Origin of the sequence: Anaerostipes butyraticus (genome assembly GCF_016586355.1) — a bacterium.
Classification (GTDB): domain Bacteria; phylum Bacillota; class Clostridia; order Lachnospirales; family Lachnospiraceae; genus Anaerostipes; species Anaerostipes butyraticus.
The window spans coordinates 1-17578 of the sequence record NZ_BLYI01000013.1 but is presented as its reverse complement, the minus strand read 5'-3'; the positions used below and the strand labels follow the sequence as shown (position 1 = coordinate 17578).

Genomic DNA, 17578 nt, shown 5'->3' with positions numbered 1-17578 from the left:
TCTATCTTTTCTCAGGTTCTGCAGCCAGAGCCTCTTTGATTACCTGATTCATGTCTTTTACATACACAATCTCAAGTCCTTCTGTGATTTCTTCATGGAATTCTCCGATATCTTTTCTGTTGGATTTTGGCACCAGAACTTTTCGAATTCCCAGCCGTTTCGCTGCCAGAAGTTTTTCTTTCAAACCGCCGATTGGCAGAACTTCACCCCGGATCGTTACTTCTCCGGTCATCGCCAGATCTCCATGCACCTTTTTCTTCGTAATGGCTGAAAGCACCGCTGTTGTCATGGTAATACCCGCAGACGGCCCGTCTTTTGGAACCGCTCCTTCCGGAACGTGGATATGAATGTCGTGTTTTTCGAAAAAGTCTGACTTGATCTTATATTTTCTGCTCTGGCTGCGGATATAACTGATGGCCGCCTGAGAAGATTCTTTCATTACATCTCCCAGAGATCCGGTCACCTGGATTCGGCCTTTTCCCGGCATTACATTGACTTCTATTTTCAGCGTTGCTCCTCCGACCGGCGTCCATGCCAGTCCATGAACGATTCCGATCTGATCCCGCAGAGACTCTTTTTCCCACTCATACGGCGGATTTCCAAGATAATCCTGTACTTTCTTCTTCGTAATCGTAACTTTTCTATGCTTCTTCTGGAAAATATCTTTTGTTACTTTTCTGGATACCTGCCCGATCTTTCTTTCCAGGTCTCGGACGCCTGCCTCTCTCGTATAAGAGGAAATCAGGAATTTTATGGCATCGTCTTTCCACTGGATCTGCTGTTCATTCAATCCATTGGCTTCTCTTTGCTTTTTCACCAGATATTTTTCCGCAATATGATATTTTTCATTTTCTGAATAGCTGGACACCTCGATGATCTCCATACGATCCAGCAGAGGTCTTGGGATCAGGGACAGGTCGTTTGCCGTTGCAATGAAAAGTACATCGCTCAAATTCAGCGGAACCTCCAGATAATGATCCTGAAAATGTTCATTCTGTTCCGGATCCAGCACTTCCAGCAGGGCAGAAGCTGTATCTCCTCGCTGATCCTTTCCGGCTTTATCTATCTCATCCAAAAGCATCAGCGGATTTCGGACTTTGACTCTGCGCAGCGCTTCCACGATTCGTCCCGGCATGGCACCCACATAAGTTTTCCTGTGCCCGCGGATTTCGGACTCATCTCTCACACCGCCCAGAGACAGACGGATATATTCTTTCTCCGTTGCCTTGGCAATGGATTTGGCAATGGATGTTTTCCCTGTGCCCGGAGGGCCAAACAGACATAAGATCGCCGCATCCTTTTTCCCGCTCATGGCGCGGGCTGCCAGATATTCCAGAATTCTTTCTTTTACTTTTTCCAGACCGTAATGGTCTTCATTTAAGATCTTTTCCGCCCGGTCCAGATCCTGGGAATCCCTGGAGCGGCGTTCCCACGGCACATCCAGCATCGTCTCAATATAAGTCCTTAAAACGGAGCTTTCCGGCGTGCTCATTCCGATAGCCTGAAATCTGCCAATCTCCTTTTTTATTTTATCTTTTACTTCTTTTGAAGCCTTCAGTTTCCTCAGCTGGTCCAGAAACTCCTGTGCCTCATCTTCGACACTGGTTTCCCCCAGTTCTTCCCGAATCACCTTCATCTCTTCCCGAAGCATATATTCTTTTTGATTTTTATCTACATTTGCCCTGACTTTTTTCTGGATTTCACCGCGGATCTGCATGACTTCCAGCTCTTCCCCCAGAAGAGCCAGCATTGCTTCACATCTGGCTTTTAAATCCATTTCTTCCAGGATTCTCTGCTTGTCTTCCAGGGAAAATGGTATATGAGTCGCCAGCTGATCAACCAGCAGTTCCAGATCCTGCTGCATCAGGATATAGCTGACAAGATTCTGATCCATCTTGCCCCATGTTTCTGCATAGTGTTCAAAACTTTCTTTGATCGAACGGATCATAGCCTCCCTTTCATATGGCGCGAAAGGTTCCTGCTCCACATGATTGTAAGCGACTTCTACACGAAACAGCGGTTCTTCATCTACAACGCCCGTCATTTCCGCCCGGAATAGTCCTTCCGCAAAAATTCTTACAATATTCTGCGGAAGTTTTACCATCTGTTTGATCTTTGCCAATGTACCCACCTGATACAGATCAATGATTCCCGGATCCTCCACTGTGGGATCCATCTGATTATTCAGGAAGATCAGCTGATCCTGCTCCATCGCCTCCTCAATGGCCCGGATTGACTTGCTTCTGGATACATCAAAATGAATCACCGTGTTGGGGAAGACATATTTTCCTCGCAGGGCAAGCATTGGTAATGTTTTTTTCATTTGACACTCCTTCTTAAAAGAAAAACTGCTTTTGACACAAGAATTTCTTGTACGAAAGCAGTTTTTGCTTCAGGCTTCCGCCTGATTCCATCTTGTTTACGCAATCTCAGGATTGCTCTTCATCATTCTCTTCTTGGACGCTGAAGATTTCACCTTCCGGTCGGAATATTCAATCTTCGGTTCTGCGCCATTCTCCACCACATCTTTTGTGATGATGCACCTGGATACATTTGGCTCTGAAGGAATCTGATACATCAGTTCCATGATAACCTCTTCTACGATTGCGCGAAGTCCTCTTGCACCTGTCTTACGGTCCAGAGCTTTGCGGGCAATCGCTTCCAGTGCTTCGTCTTCAAACTCAAGCGCAACGCCGTCCATCTCAAATAATTTCTTATACTGTTTCACAAGCGCGCTTTTTGGCTCCTTCAAAATACGAACCAGCGCGTTCTGATCCAGAGGATTTAATGACACATTAACCGGTACACGTCCGATAAATTCCGGAATCAGTCCGTATTTTACAAAATCCTCCGGCAGCACCTGGTGAAGCAGTGCCCCCAGGTCTTTTTCTGTCTGGCCGACCACATCTGCGCCAAATCCAATGGATTTTTTCCCGATTCTGGATTCAATGATCTTCTCCAGACCATCAAATGCTCCTCCGCAGATAAACAGAATATTGGTCGTATCAATCTGAATGAATTCCTGATGCGGATGCTTTCTTCCACCCTGAGGCGGAACAGACGCAACCGTTCCTTCTATAATCTTCAGGAGCGCCTGCTGAACACCCTCACCTGATACATCCCTGGTAATTGACGTATTTTCAGACTTCCTTGTGATCTTATCAATCTCATCAATATAGATGATGCCGCACTGTGCACGCTCAATGTCATAATCCGCCGCCTGGATGATCTTCAAAAGGATGTTCTCCACATCCTCTCCAACATATCCTGCTTCTGTAAGAGCCGTGGCATCTGCAATGGCAAACGGCACATTCAGCATCTTCGCCAGAGTCTGAGCCAGAAGAGTCTTTCCTGATCCTGTCGGGCCCAGCATTAAAATATTGCTCTTCTGAAGATCAACATCAGAATCTCCGCCCATCAGGATTCTCTTATAATGGTTGTATACGGCTACAGACAGGACTTTCTTTGCCTCATCCTGACCGATCACATACTCATCCAGGAATTCCTTGATCTCTTTTGGCTTCTTTAAATGGATCTCGGCATCTTCCACATATTGTTCAAATTCTTCCGCAATAATCTCGGAACAGATATCGATACACTCATCACAGATATAAACGCCTTTTGCTTTCGGACCTGCAATCAGCTTGCGTACCTGATCCTGAGTCTTATTACAGAAAGAACATCTTAGTACTTTCTTTTCATCGTTATAATTTGGCACCAGAACACCTCAATTCTCTTTCCTTATTGTCTCTTTTCGACAACTTTGTCAATCAGACCATAATCCACTGCTTCCTGAGCAGAAAGCCAGTTATCACGATCCGTGTCTTTGGCAATGGTCTCATACGGCTGTCCGGTATTTTCACTTAAAATCGTATTCAAACGTTTTTTCGTCTTCAGAATATGTTCTGCGGCAATCTCAATCTCTGTTGCCTGTCCCTGTGCTCCTCCGGATGGCTGATGAATCATGATTTCTGCATTCGGCAAAGCAAATCTCTTGCCTTTTGCTCCTCCTGCCAGAAGAAAAGCTCCCATACTTGCCGCCATTCCCATGCACATGGTTGACACATCGCATTTTACATACTGCATAGTGTCATAGATTGCCATTCCTGCTGTCACAGATCCTCCCGGACTGTTGATGTACAAACTGATATCCTTCTCAGGATCTTCGGATTCCAGAAACAGCAGCTGGGAAACGATCAGGCTGGCTGTTGTATCATTTACTTCTTCTCCTAAAAAGATGATTCTCTCTTTTAACAGACGGGAATAAATATCGTAAGATCTTTCTCCTCTGCTCGTCTGTTCAATGACATAAGGTACTAAACTCATACCGCATCCTCCTAAAATCTGTCTTATTTTGCTTCAGCGACGAGGAAATCAACGGCTTTCTGCACTGCGATATCATCCATCATCTGCTCTTTCTGAGCATCCTGGATGAGCTTCTCAAGCTGTTCTGTCTCCATCTGGTACATTGCAGCCATCTTCTCTACTTCTGCCTTATACTCTTCCTCGCTCACTTCAATGTTTTCTGCTTTTACGATTGCTTCTAATACCAGGCGTGTTTCAATTCTCTTCACTGCCTGAGGTTTCATATCATCCGCAAATTTCTGAGCGTCCATTCCGGAGAACTGCAGATACTGCTCCATGCTTAATCCCTGGTAGCTTAATCTCTGAGCAAATTCTTCTGTCATCTGCTGTACCTGTTCTTCTACCATGGCATCCGGAATATCCATCTGAGCGTTTTCAACTGCGAGATCTACAAGTTTGTTTTCTCTCTCTGTCTTTGCTTCTTCTTTCTTACGTTCACGGATCTTTTCTTTGATATCTGCTTTGTACTCATCTAATGTCTCGAATTCAGAAACTTCAGATGCGAACTCATCATCTAACTCCGGAAGTTCTTTTTCTTTGATTGCTTTGATCTTCACTTCAAAGACAGCTTCTTTTCCTGCAAGATCAGCCGCATGATATTCTTCTGGGAATGTTACGTTGATCTCTGTCTCTTCATTGAGTTCTTTTCCGATCAGCTGTTCTTCAAATCCCGGAATAAACGCGCCGGAACCAATGATCAGAGTCTGATCCTGTGCAGTTCCTCCTTCGAATTTTTCTCCATCCACAGAACCGGAGTAATCAATTGTTAAGATATCTCCGTCTTTCACCGGACGATCTTCGATTGTGATCTCTCTTGCGTTCTGCTCCTGAGTTCTCTTGAGTTCTTCCTCTACTTCTTCTTTCTTTACTGTAACTCTTGTCTTAGGAACATCTAATCCTTTGTAATCTCCCAAAGTTACTTCTGGTTTTACCGCAAGTTCCGCTGTAAAGATGAATGGTTTTCCTTTTTCAAGCTGTACGACATCAATTTCCGGTCTGGAAACGATTTCCAAATCGCAGTCCTTCATCTCTTCTGCATAAGCATCCGGAATCAGAATATTAGCTGCATCTTCGTAGAAGATCTCAACGCCGTATTCTTTTTCGATCAGCTTCTGAGGCACCTTTCCTTTACGGAATCCTGGAATGTTGAACTGGTTTTTCTTCTTATTATAAGCTTTTGTAATCGCCGCATCTAATTTTGCCGCGTCAACCTCAATCGTTACCTTTACCATATTATGCTCTAAGTTTTCCACTTGCAAACTCATCTTTATGAATCCTCCTAAAATATTATTATCATTTTGTAAATTCCACAAACATTCAATTATTATAGCATACGCCATACAAACTGCACAAGCTTCTTTATTTAATTTCCGTTATTTTTCTTTATATACATACGGTTTTGATGTCCGAAGCACTCTAGGCGCCTTGCTGACAATGCTGACTGTAAATGTATCTCCGTCTTCCAGAGAATCTTTTGGCACTTCCAGAAGATGTTCATTATGATACGTCGTATTGATCTGTACATCGTCCACATAAACCTCTGCATAGTTTGTGAAGTTGTTGCCGACAATGAAGACGCTGTCATCCGTTTCGTAAGCCTTCGTCACTTCCAGATCCCTGATTCCAAATGTCAGATCTGTTGCCTTAAACGGATTCTCCTGATTCCATACATACTGTTTTCCATACAGCATGTCATACTGAAGATTTTTCATATCTTCCTGGTAATTTTCTGTGCCCTTTCTTGTCTGATGGAAGCTGTTCATCACTCCATTGTGAATATGGCACTTCTTAAGGATTTCAGATCCCAGGTCATAGGCTTCGATCTCTCCATCTGTTTTCTGGAGTCCCATATTGTCCCAGATAAAATAACTGGTCTCGTATTTGTTGCCATAGGTCAGATCCTCATTTTCAATGTTCAGACTCGGAAGATGATCTCCATACATAACAAGAATTGTTTTCTCGTTGCGTTTCTCCAGAGATTTTACCAGATCTCCTACAAACTGATCCATCTGATATACCTGATTTGCATAATAGGTATATTTATTCTTCATGGCTTCATCATCAATGCCTCCGGTTACTTTGATTTCCGGGTTCTCGATAATTTCTGTAGTCGGATAGTCTCCATGTCCCTGAACAGAAATGCAATAAACATAATCTTCGCCGTCCGTTGAATTCAGGCTGTCATTGATACATCCTGTCAGTACGCTGTCCTTCGCCCATCCGTTTTCTGTCCACTTCTTGATGTTCATGGTTTCTTTTGTTGTAAAAGTATCAAATCCCAGCTGTGAGAACACCAGATCTCTGTCGTAGAACGCCGCACTGTTGTCATGAATTGCATGAGCCGTATATCCCTGTTCTTTCAGAACGGTTGCCATGCTCTCTGTGGTCGTATCCTGGAGCACTGTCTTATACGGATACTCTGCTGCGCCAAAATGATCCAGATTCATGCCTGTGATCACCTCAAACTCTGAGTTGGCAGTTCCTGCTCCGTAGGAAGGCATGGAAAGCTGCCCTGAAGAGTATTCTTTCATATATTTATGGAAATTCGGCAGAGGATCTTTGTTAAATGTAACTCCTTTCACCTGAGTAATATCAAAATGTGACTCAAGCTGTACGAAAATAATGTTTGGCTTTTCCACCGTCTCATTCTTTTTCTTTTCATCCTCTTCCATCTTGGCTACCGCTTTATCTGTCCTGTCCTCAATTCTGTCAATTGTCTTCTCAGAATAATTGGATGGTTTGTCAATTCCATTCTTCAATGCCGTGATCGCAAAACAATAGGATGTTCCATAATCATCAAACGCCAGCAAAATATTATGGATATGATCTGTCAGATCTCCGGTCTTAAATCCCATGGCCGTAACCCCGGAAAAGATCACACAGATCACTGCCAGCTGCAGAAATCCTTTCTTTCTCTTTAATTTTTTCTCCATCGGCAGATACATAAACGCCACAACCAGGAGAACCAGCGCAATCAGCAGCAGCGCTCCCATGGAAACGATCTCGGTCGGACTGAAATAATTTGACATGACCGGAAGCACGGACTTCAAAAGCGTAATGTCCACATAAGTAAATGGTGTATTTCTCGTGTTCAGCATCATCCAGTTGACGATTCCCACCACTGACCATAAAAGCGTTACTACGATATAAGTAAACAAACGTCTTTTTACGACCAGCACAATGGAATATGATAAGAACATGATGAGTATACTATATAAAAACATCTTTGTTCTCTCGTCTGCAAATTGGAAAATACTTGCGAAGTCAGATCTTTGTCTTCCTAATGTTTCCAGGATGATCGTCATCAGTATGGACAGGACCACATTGCACATGATCGGATGTCTGCGCAGTTTATCCACTATGATCAGTCCTGCTTTTTTCCCCGCTGAACCTATTTTCTTTCCTGCTCTCCCTATATTTTTCAAAAAGGTTTTCATAGTTTTCTCCTTCTATCGTAATTTTTCAAAGCAGCATTGGCCTTTTCCTCTTAATTGACCTTAACCATCGTAATATTATACCATCCCCCGTAAAAAGTATCCAGTTTTAACTTCTTAAAACTTTATTAAATCTTTACCTGCCGCCTCGAACCTGTATTCTTTTATAACCTGTTCTTTTCTTATTTTTCATATTTCACAGCGATATCATCCTGATTTTTTGAATTTCTTAAAAATATATTAAATTCCTGTCCTGGTTTGACTTCTTATAATATCTGTGATAACATTCATGCGTCGGGAGTTTTGGGTTTTGAACCTCCGGCAGAATTCAGAAAGAAAGGAGTTTATATAAATTTAAGCGCCATGCACCTTCCTGATACGGACACGGCTTTATGCCATTTGGAAGGTTAACGAGGTGGAAAGTGATCGAAAGATTCGGCGGATGCTTTCCCGTAGCCCCGGTCTATGTGATATACTGTACAAACCCATGGGTGACCATGAAACAAAGGCAGTATAATCCGGGCAAAACCGCATATGATATAGACAAAATGAGAACAGAAATTAAAAAGAAAGCAGGAGAAGCTTTCTCTTCTTTCTTTGCGAAAATTGAATAAGGAGATTTTTATTATGTGTGGAATTATTGGATTTACCGGCAGATTACAGGTAGCTGATATTTTGATTGGAGGTCTTGAGCGTTTGGAATACCGCGGATATGACAGTGCAGGAATCGCGGTCCGCCAGAATGATGCAACCAAGATCATCAAAACTACAGGAAAAGTTGCAGAACTCCGCAAAAAAGCGTCTGAAACAGATGACATCGAAGGAACCTGCGGAATCGGACATACAAGATGGGCAACTCATGGCGGTGTTACAGACATCAACGCGCATCCTCATGTTGCCGGAAAAGTAACTTTAATCCATAACGGTATCATCGAAAACTACAAGGAACTTTCTGCAGCTTTGAAAGATAAAGGATACACTGCTGTTTCTGAAACAGATACAGAAGTTGCGGCAATGCTGATTGATTCCTTATATGACGGAGATCCTTTTAAAGCTCTGAAAGAAGCTGATCAGCAGCTGGCCGGCGCTTATGGATTCTGTATTATGTTCGAAGACCGTCCGGGAGAGATTTACTGCATGCGCAATGCCAGTCCTCTGGTAGCAGTTTCCACCGATGACGGAGCTTTCATCGCTTCTGATATGGTTGCTCTGCTTCCGTACTCTAAAGATTATTTTGTAGTTCCGGAAGAACACATCGTTGTCATGACCCCAGACGGAATTAAGCTTTATACCATGGATCAGGAAGAAGTTGCTCCGAAGATGCTCCATGTTGACTGGGACACTACAGCCGCTCAGAAAGGCGGATATGACTTCTTTATGCAGAAAGAAATTTTTGAACAGCCGGAAGCTTTGAAAAATACTGTTATGCCGCGTCTTCACAACGGACGCGCAGACTTTAGCGCAGATAACATTTCTGATGATATCTTCAAAGACATTAACCGTGTGGTTGTGACAGCCTGCGGTACAGCAATGCACGCTGGATTAGTGGGACGTCATCTGATTGAATCCATGCTTCGAATCCCGGTAACCGTTGAACTGTCTTCAGAGTTCCGTTACATGAATCCGATCCTGGACGATCATACTCTGGTAATCGTTGTGACTCAGTCCGGCGAAACAGCTGACTCTCTGGCTGCTCTCCGGCTCGCTAACGAAAGAGGCGCAAAAACAATTTCCATTGTTAATGTAAAAGGATCCAGCATCGCCCGTGAAAGCGATTATGTACTCTATACACATGCAGGTCCTGAAATTGCCGTTGCCAGCACAAAAGCGTTCTCTGTACAGTGCGCAGGCATGTACCTGATCGCTCTGAAACTGGCAGAAATCAACAACATGATGACAGCCGAAGAAATGGCCGCATACTGTGATGCTTTCCAGGCAGCCATCGACACTGTAGCGCCGGTTCTTGAAATGGATGAACAGATTAAAGGCATCGCTGAAAAGATCAAAGATACTTTCTCCGCTTTCTATCTTGGAAGAAGCCTTGATTATGCGATTGCCTGTGAAGGATCTTTAAAATTAAAAGAGATTTCTTATGTAAACTCTGAAGCTTACAGCGCAGGAGAATTAAAACACGGTACGATTTCCCTGGTTACGGAAGGCGTTCCGATCATCGCCATCGCAACACAGGAAAATGTCCTGCCGAAACTGATGGCAAATGTAGAAGAAGTAAAAGCCCGCGGCGCTCATGTGATCATGGTAACAGACAAAGACATGAGCAGCTATGAAGGAATCTACGATGACCTGATTCAGGTTCCTAATGTAGACGATCGTTTCGGTACTTTTGGTGTGACTGTTGCTCTTCAGCTTCTGGCATATCATGTTACCGTCTTCCGCGGATACGACGTGGATCAGCCAAGAAACCTTGCAAAATCCGTAACCGTTGAATAAATTGACGCCAAAAAGGTGTTGGTCCAAAAAAAGACCAGCACCTTTTTTATTTCATAAAATCTTTTTCAAGGCTTTTTCTAATATCTCCCGTTCCTTATCCGGACAGTCGCATTGTCCAGGATGAATGGACGGTTTTGTTTTGCCGTGAAAATCACTGCCGCAGGTTTCCAGCAGGCCGGCTTCCTGCGCCTTCTTCTTGTAATATTGAATCTGTTCAGCGCTGTGGTAAGAAGAGTACACTTCCATTCCGTCAATCCCACAGGAAATAACAGCTTTCAGAAGGGCTTCCTCTTCTTTTACATTATTTCCCGGATGAGCCAGAACCGCCAGGCCGCCCTGACTATGAATCATATCCACCATATCTCTGAGTTTCGGGAACACTGTCGGCACATAGCCCTCTTTCCCCTGAGAAAAATAATCCCAGTAGAAGTTTACCATAGGATTATCACTCCTGCTCCCTCCTTCCAGATACGGCTGCATTCTTTCATGTTTGCGGTTTCTCTCGTCCATCATACATGCTTCCATAATCGCTTCCGGTGTAATCACTCCCAGTATTTTCAAACGGTCTATCACGGCATCTTCAAACTGAAACCCTATTTTTTCTCTTGTATATGCAAGCCTTGCTTCCCCATTCTGAATTTCCTGAGACAAAAAATCATTTTCTATCTTTTCATAAACCGGATCCTTTACATCAATACCATAGCCCAGCAGATGAAAATCCTTTCCTTCACAAGTGCAGTCCAGCTCAATGGCCGGCACCACAGCAGGATCATCTTCTTTTTTCACATCCAGTAATTTCCTGCTGCCCCTGACACTGTTATGATCCGCAATGGCCATATACCGGATTCCCTGCTTTTTGCACATAGCATAGAGTTCCTCCGGCTGATATGTACCGTCAATGCTGAAAATGCTGTGCATATGCAAATCAATTGTATTCATTATGTTCCTCCTTATATCCGATATCTCTGTTCATGCAGCGTCAATGCCGCAAGACCATGAATATAATTTTGGTAAAACTCCGATGATATTTCGATCACCGGCATCTCTTCTTCCGTTAAAGTCTTCCTGCAGATGCTGACGGCTTCCTCCCACGGGATCTTTCCCGGATCATGACTGATCAGAAGGATTTTCGCCGGATTTAAGAACGCTGTCAGATCAATCAGCAGTTTTGCCAGAAACCATGCCGGTTCGACGGCTTTCCCGGAATCCGGTCTGGGAATTCCTTCTGCCCGGTACAGATAAGAAATCTCTCCTGCCATCTGTCCGGATCCATAAAGCAGCTCCCCATTTACAATGCTTCCGCATCCTGCATAATGATTCTGCGGAAAATATAAAACGCTCAGATCTTCTTTACTTTCCTGGCGGTCATATGCCCCATAAGTAATATAGTTCATATCATTCCCTACACTGACATATATCTGATATCTTTTCCTCAGCATTTCTTCCAGCCCGGCCAGTTCCAGGCTTTCAATATCGCAGCTTTTAATCTGTCCCTGAGACACAATTCCCGGAATTCCTATGGAAATCCCCCTGACATTCTCATAAGAATCCATCAAAAGATCAAGCTTTTGGATTATGCTCTCTACATTCACTTCCCTGACATTCTCTCTTCCCTCTTCGATTACTTCTTCCAGGGCGTTGTATACCACATATCCAAGGTGACCGCACGCGCTGCCATTGTCAGCGTAGAGTCCGATCATACGGTAATAATCCTTATTATACTGATAGCAGACTGCCGGTCTCCCGCCGCTGGACTTCTGCCGTGCAGCTTCCAGCACTTCTTTCGTCTGCAGCATCTCATTCAAAATTGTCCCGCAGGTCGCCAGAGAAAGTCCGGTCTCTCGTCCGATATCTGCTTTGGTGTAACTGTGCCCGCCGCGCATCACATCCCGGATCAGCTGCCGGTTTAGTTTTTTTACTTCAAATGTACAGGACATCCTATTCCTCCGCTCTTCCTATACCGTAATTTCAATCTGATTTCCTTCCAGAGCAACAACGCAGCTTTCATAATACCCGTCTCCTGTTGTCCTCGGTCCGCTGACCACTTCATACCCATCTTCTTTCAGCCGGTTTGTCAGCTCATCTACTTTTTCTTTGCTTCCTGTCTGGAATGCAATATGTATCAGACCGGTTCTGGCCAGTGTCTTTTCCTCATCCTGCATTCCTGGTTTCGTCATGATTTCCAGTCTGGATCCCTGGTCAAAGGTCAAAAAGTAAGATTTGAAATCCGTTGTTTTATTATGATACAGGTCATTCGATTCCGCATTAAAATATGTCTCAAAAAATTTCCTGGCTCCTTCCAGATCGTTTACATACATTGCTACATGTTCAATTCCCATATTATCCTCCATATCTTTTTTCTGTTTTCGATGTCATTTTCAGAGTACTCTTCTTTTTTTATTCTGTCAATACTTTTTAAAACAGTTTTAAAAAGTGTGTCCGCCCTTCCACATCATCAATAGACGAACTCCTTCTTTCACCTATTTGCGTCAGAAAAAGAAGAGAGAAAACACGTTTCATGCTTCTCTCTTCTTCTGGCTGTTTATGATTCGCTGTAGTATCTTCCAAGAGCATCTGCTCCCATGATTGCCGCATATACATCATCCGGCGTCACTTCAAACGGCATATTGCCCATGGTGTCTTCCGGCGCGCAGGCAAGCTTCGCAGCTTCCATGATACGCTCTGGACTGGTTTCTGTAATTCCCAGTTCCTTCAAGGTAACCGGCAGTCCCACTTCAATGCAGAAATCCAGCACTTCCATAAGCTCATCTTCATCGGCATCCTCAAGCACCAGCTGAACCAGTGTTCCAAAAGCTACTTTCTCTCCATGGTAAAACTGATGCGTCTCTTCTATGGCAGTCAGCCCATTGTGGATCGCATGAGCGCCGGCCAGGCCCGCACTCTCAAATCCGATTCCTGACAGATATGTATTTGCCTCAATGATATCTTCCACTGCCTTAGTGCAGATTCCTTCTTTCACTGCTGTCATTGCCTTGATTCCGCTGCCAATCAGAGTATCATAGCACAGCTGTGCAAGACTCATAGCCGCCAGAGTGCATTTTCCTCCTACACAGTTTACCGCATCAGAACGTTTGCAGGCTCTCGCCTCAAAGTAGGTTGCCAGCGCATCTCCCATGCCGGAGATCAGCAGTCTGGCCGGAGCCTTGCTTACAATCTCTGTATCAACAATCACCATGTTCGGGCTGGTCGGAAGGAACAGATATTTCTCAAACACTCCTTCATCTGTATAAATAACAGAAAGAGCGCTGCAAGGGGCATCTGTAGATGCGATGGTCGGTACGATCATCACCGGTTTATTCATATAATACGCCACGGCTTTGGCCGTATCCAGTATCTTTCCACCACCGATTCCTACGATCACATCACTGCCGATACTGCCGGCTGCTTCCTTGATACGATTGATCTCTGTCATGCAGCATTCCCCCTGGAATACTTCATATGTAATGCTGCAGTCTCCCTGGCCTTCCTTGATGGACGGCTCTACCCGTCCTCTTCCGGATGCGCTGGTCAGGACGTAGAGTTTTTTACCAAAATTTCCCGCATAGGAGCAGAGATTCTTCATCTCTCCCTTTCCCTGAATATAACGAGTCGGACTTCCTATTATCATTGCCATAATCGCACCTCCATCGTGTTTTGTTTTTTCTTTGTTATCATTATATCAAACCTGTGATATGAAATCTACAAAAGAAAAAGCGCAAAACATTTTACTTTTTCCGGTCTTCTCTTAAAGTTCTCCGAAGCCGGCTTAAAGTAACGGGAGTCATGCCAATAAACGATGCGATATGTTTATTACTGACCCGGTTGATCAAATCAGGATATTCCTGTAAAAACCACTGATATCTTTGGATCGCAGTGTACTGATTTAAGATCTGCTTCAGTCTCCAATGTTCATTCAAGGCTTTTATCAGAAGCCGATTGTAAAACAGAGTCACTTCATGATAACTCTTCTGCAGTTCCATCACTTCTGATATGGGAACGCAAAAAAAGCTGCCGTCTTCCAGCATTTCAATCGCCATAGAAGATGGAATATCCGTCTCCATCTGGCAAAAGGGCATGACTGCGTTTCCGCACTGGAAGCTGAAACAGTCTGTTACATCTTTCCCGCCTGCATCCAGTAAATATCCTCTTGCGATCCCGGTTTCCAGAAAATAAACATCACTCAGAGTCTCTCCGATCCGAACCACAAACTCGCCTTTTTTCAGATATCTGTGTTCTGTTGCAGATGAAATTCTCTGTATCAGTCCTTCATCTTTCAAACCGCAGACATCCCTGTAAAAATCATATGCTTTTATACACATCCCCCATTTCGGTAACGCTTTCCTGACATTCTGAACGGTCTGTCAAAACAACAGCAGCAACAGCCAGTTTTATATTGATTATTTTCGATTGATCTGATTCGTCCCTTATAGATCCCCTTTTGCTGCATCTCCTCTTCCGGCTGTTCAAACTGTCATAAAACATTTCCTGATCAAACAGTCAAAGACTTTGTGGAAAATCACTGGATATTTTTTTATTATATCTAAATCAGAAAATTTTGTCATTTACCTATGTTAATACAGAAATAAAAAATATCAGGGAGCCATACAGATTGTACGGTTCCCTGATGACAAATAGTATGTTATATCAGCTGTTTCAATTCAGGCAGCTTACTGCTTCTCGCTTTTTGCTTTCACGATTGCTTCTGCCATTTCTCTCACTCGTTCTGCCGGAGAAGGAGCATTTAAAATTCCTGAAGTAGCTCCTGTTCCGTCTGCGCCGAGTTTTACAACATTGTAACAGTCTTCCGCAGTGCTGACGCCTGAAGCGATCATAACTAATACATTTGGATTCACTTCATTTAAAGCTTTTACGGTTTCCGTTGTGTAAGAATCGTCCGCCACCTGTCCGGTTCCAATCAGGTCAGTCGGCTCTGCCAGAACAATGTCCGGATCCATACACGCCACAGCTTTTGCTTCTACCGTGGAATCAGCGCATACTACCGTGATCATTCCTAATTCTTTTGCCCTCTGAATGGTATGATATAATTCGCTTACCGTTTTCTGGTTTTCTGCATGATTCAGAAATACAGCTTCTGCACCTGCCTCTTTTAAGGATTCCGGAAGAACATGTCCCATTCCTCTTCCCGGCGCCAGCGGGTCCATGGACTGAGCACATATGATCAAATGGCTGGTATTTTCTTTTATCATACGGATATCTGCATATGGACAGGTAAAATAAATCTGAAGGCCTGTATCCGCTGCCACCTGGTCAGAAGCTTTTGCAAGCTCCAGACTTTCTTTTCCGTAAAGATAAGACTTAGGATTTACAATTAAGAATGGTGATTCTGCTTTTGCCATACGACTTCCTCCTACTCTCCCATAACGATTATCTTGCATTTTCTTGTACGCGGACGGGTGCGGTCAAAATCCGCAAAATAAACATATCCCGTTGTTCCCACACCAAGTTTTCCATTATCCACTTCAAACACCTGGCTGGAGCCGATCAATGTAGCCTTTAGATGGGCATCACAGTTCCACAGCGCCGTTCTGTCTCCGCCTGGAAGATATTCTTCTGCATTCGGCCATGATTCAACTGCTTCATAATGCTTTTCGCCCGGATAAACATAGATATCCGCACTGGTCTGATCCGGAATGATTTTTTCCAATACATGATTTAAATCTTCCTGCAGGAATTCGTCTCCATCTTCATTATAATCATGGACAAACTCTTCAAAAAATACAGAGCAGGTTGTATGTGGAGATATTACTGTACAGATGCCATTCTGGATTCCGCTCTTTTCAATCGCTTCTTTTACCTGTGGCGTGATGTCCACATAAGTCGGTGTTTTTCCGTGAGATTTTACACTGATTTGTTCTTTATATACTGCCATTTCTTTTCCTCCGCACTTGATTATTTTTTCTGGAATACTTTAATCGCTTTTTTTACATCTTCTTTGATTGCCTCGGTGGCTGCCAGAGACATAGAATCATAGAACAACGGTTTTTCCTCATCTTCCCAGTATTCTTTGGAAGCTCTGCCTCCTGCCGTATTCATATATGTGTAATAATTTACTTTGCATATTCCATTTTCAATCGCGACTTTGTAGTCTTCGTCAGATACTCCGGATCCCCCATGCATAACCAGCGGAACATTGGCCGCATCTCGAATTCTGGCAACCCTCGGCAGATCCAGTTTTGGCTCTGTCAGATATACTCCATGGGTTGTACCAAAAGCTACTGCAAGACAGTCAACACCAGTTTTTTCTACAAATTCTTTTGCTACCTGAGGGTCCGTATAAATATCATCCAGATTCTCATAATCATCTTTGCTATCAGAATCGCCCCCTTCTCCATGCACGACTTCAGATGTAAAAATGTGTCCCAGTTCCGCCTCTACACTGGCTCCCACAGCATGAGCGATTTTTACGATCTCCTTTGTCTCTTCTACATTTTCTTCAAAACTTTTTGCAGAAGCATCATACATCACAGATGTAAATCCAAGACGAAGAGCCTGTACACATCTCTCCAGCGTGCTTCCATGATCCAGGTGAAGCGCTACCGGAACTTTTGCTCGTTTTGCGTAATAGAGCATCACCGGGCCGATCTCTTCCAGGTCAATCATATCATCGTGACTTTGAGCATGCTGTAAGATGACCGGCGTATCCAGTTCTTCTGCCGCCTGGATAATGCCGCGGATCGCTTCCAATGTGGTTCCATTAAAAGCTCCGACTGCCTTCTTTTCTTCTTTCGCCTGATCCAGCAGTTCTTTCAGTGTAACTAACATTCCTTCTTCCTCCTGTATTTTTTATAATACGTTCTTTCCGTACATTGCATCCTGTTCTTTTCTCAGTTTATAAACCAGTGTGCTCTTGTCCAGTTCGATATCATCATATGTAAGGAGCTGGCCTTTCTTCACGTCTCTCTTCATAACCGCTTTGTTTGTTACCAGGCCATATGGAACATATCCTTTTTCATCGGATTCTTTTGCTTCTGCAATGGATCCATATGTTGTGTATCCTCCGATTCCATCGATCGTCTGTCCTGCTTTCAGGTTGATCTTCGCTCTTGTGATACACTCAGATACCAGTCCATCGATCGGTACACATGTGACTTCTCCATCAATAACAGCTTTTGCGACAGACAACGGAGTCTCAAGATTGCACAGATGGAATGGACGATACAGAGTCCAGAGCGGTCCAGGTCCCATGCTGTGATAGCTCATCTGGTACGCGATCTCTTCATTCGGTGTGGAAACTGTTACGAAGACTCCCGGAGCGATTCCGTTTACATATTCTACGACTCCATGTTTGTTCAGGATTCCTCCGTCTTTCT

Annotated in this window: 15 protein-coding genes; 1 reads left to right on the top strand and 14 read right to left on the bottom strand. The window is 43.8% G+C overall.

Annotated features, from left to right (window positions below; all coding sequences use genetic code 11):
- Nucleotide 1: 1 nt before the first annotated feature.
- From lon to JMF81_RS03135, 5 genes are all read right to left on the bottom strand, one after another.
- Nucleotides 2–2323, bottom strand: coding sequence for an endopeptidase La (lon, locus tag JMF81_RS03155; RefSeq protein ID WP_201310021.1), 2322 nt, complete (start codon nt 2321–2323; stop codon nt 2–4).
- A gap of 96 nt (nt 2324–2419) precedes the next feature.
- Nucleotides 2420–3718, bottom strand: coding sequence for an ATP-dependent Clp protease ATP-binding subunit ClpX (clpX, locus tag JMF81_RS03150; protein ID WP_201310020.1), 1299 nt, complete (start codon nt 3716–3718; stop codon nt 2420–2422).
- 23 nt (nt 3719–3741) lie between these two features.
- Entirely contained in the window at nt 3742–4326 is a 585-nt protein-coding gene (gene clpP / locus JMF81_RS03145; protein WP_201310019.1) for an ATP-dependent Clp endopeptidase proteolytic subunit ClpP, read from the bottom strand.
- Nucleotides 4327–4349: 23 nt separating this feature from the next.
- Nucleotides 4350–5630, bottom strand: a complete 1281-nt coding sequence (gene tig / locus JMF81_RS03140) for a trigger factor (RefSeq protein ID WP_201310018.1) — start codon at nt 5628–5630, stop codon at nt 4350–4352.
- A gap of 108 nt (nt 5631–5738) precedes the next feature.
- Nucleotides 5739–7802 carry an LTA synthase family protein gene (locus JMF81_RS03135; protein ID WP_201310017.1) on the bottom strand — a complete coding sequence of 688 codons (2064 nt, stop codon included), beginning with the start codon at nt 7800–7802 and terminating at the stop codon, nt 5739–5741.
- A gap of 624 nt (nt 7803–8426) precedes the next feature.
- Between JMF81_RS03135 and glmS the strand changes: the two genes are divergently transcribed.
- Nucleotides 8427–10247 carry a glutamine--fructose-6-phosphate transaminase (isomerizing) gene (gene glmS, locus JMF81_RS03130; RefSeq protein WP_201310016.1) on the top strand — a complete coding sequence of 607 codons (1821 nt, stop codon included), beginning with the start codon at nt 8427–8429 and terminating at the stop codon, nt 10245–10247.
- Nucleotides 10248–10298: 51 nt separating this feature from the next.
- Here the strand turns inward: glmS and JMF81_RS03125 are convergent, their stop codons facing one another.
- The 9 genes from JMF81_RS03125 to JMF81_RS03085 form a co-directional block, all read right to left on the bottom strand.
- A complete protein-coding gene (locus tag JMF81_RS03125) occupies nt 10299–11186 on the bottom strand; it encodes a PHP domain-containing protein (protein ID WP_201310015.1) in 888 nt (295 codons plus the stop codon).
- A gap of 11 nt (nt 11187–11197) precedes the next feature.
- Nucleotides 11198–12184, bottom strand: a complete 987-nt coding sequence (locus JMF81_RS03120) for an ROK family protein (protein WP_201310014.1) — start codon at nt 12182–12184, stop codon at nt 11198–11200.
- A gap of 18 nt (nt 12185–12202) precedes the next feature.
- Nucleotides 12203–12586, bottom strand: a complete 384-nt coding sequence (locus JMF81_RS03115; protein WP_201310013.1) for a VOC family protein — start codon at nt 12584–12586, stop codon at nt 12203–12205.
- Between the two features lie 203 nt (nt 12587–12789).
- Complete coding sequence (locus tag JMF81_RS03110) at nt 12790–13881, bottom strand: glycerol dehydrogenase (protein WP_201310012.1); 1092 nt, start codon at nt 13879–13881, stop codon at nt 12790–12792.
- Nucleotides 13882–13972: 91 nt separating this feature from the next.
- Entirely contained in the window at nt 13973–14524 is a 552-nt protein-coding gene (locus JMF81_RS03105) for a Crp/Fnr family transcriptional regulator (RefSeq protein WP_201310011.1), read from the bottom strand.
- 390 nt (nt 14525–14914) lie between these two features.
- Nucleotides 14915–15604: a triose-phosphate isomerase gene (locus JMF81_RS03100; protein WP_201310010.1), complete on the bottom strand. Its 690-nt coding sequence runs from the start codon at nt 15602–15604 to the stop codon at nt 14915–14917.
- 11 nt (nt 15605–15615) lie between these two features.
- Complete coding sequence (locus JMF81_RS03095) at nt 15616–16137, bottom strand: YjbQ family protein (RefSeq protein ID WP_201310009.1); 522 nt, start codon at nt 16135–16137, stop codon at nt 15616–15618.
- Nucleotides 16138–16157: 20 nt separating this feature from the next.
- A complete protein-coding gene (locus tag JMF81_RS03090) occupies nt 16158–17030 on the bottom strand; it encodes a class II fructose-bisphosphate aldolase (protein WP_201310008.1) in 873 nt (290 codons plus the stop codon).
- Nucleotides 17031–17051: 21 nt separating this feature from the next.
- Nucleotides 17052–17578, bottom strand: a 527-nt coding sequence (locus JMF81_RS03085) for a hypothetical protein (RefSeq protein ID WP_201310007.1), incomplete at its 5' end; no start/stop codon positions are given.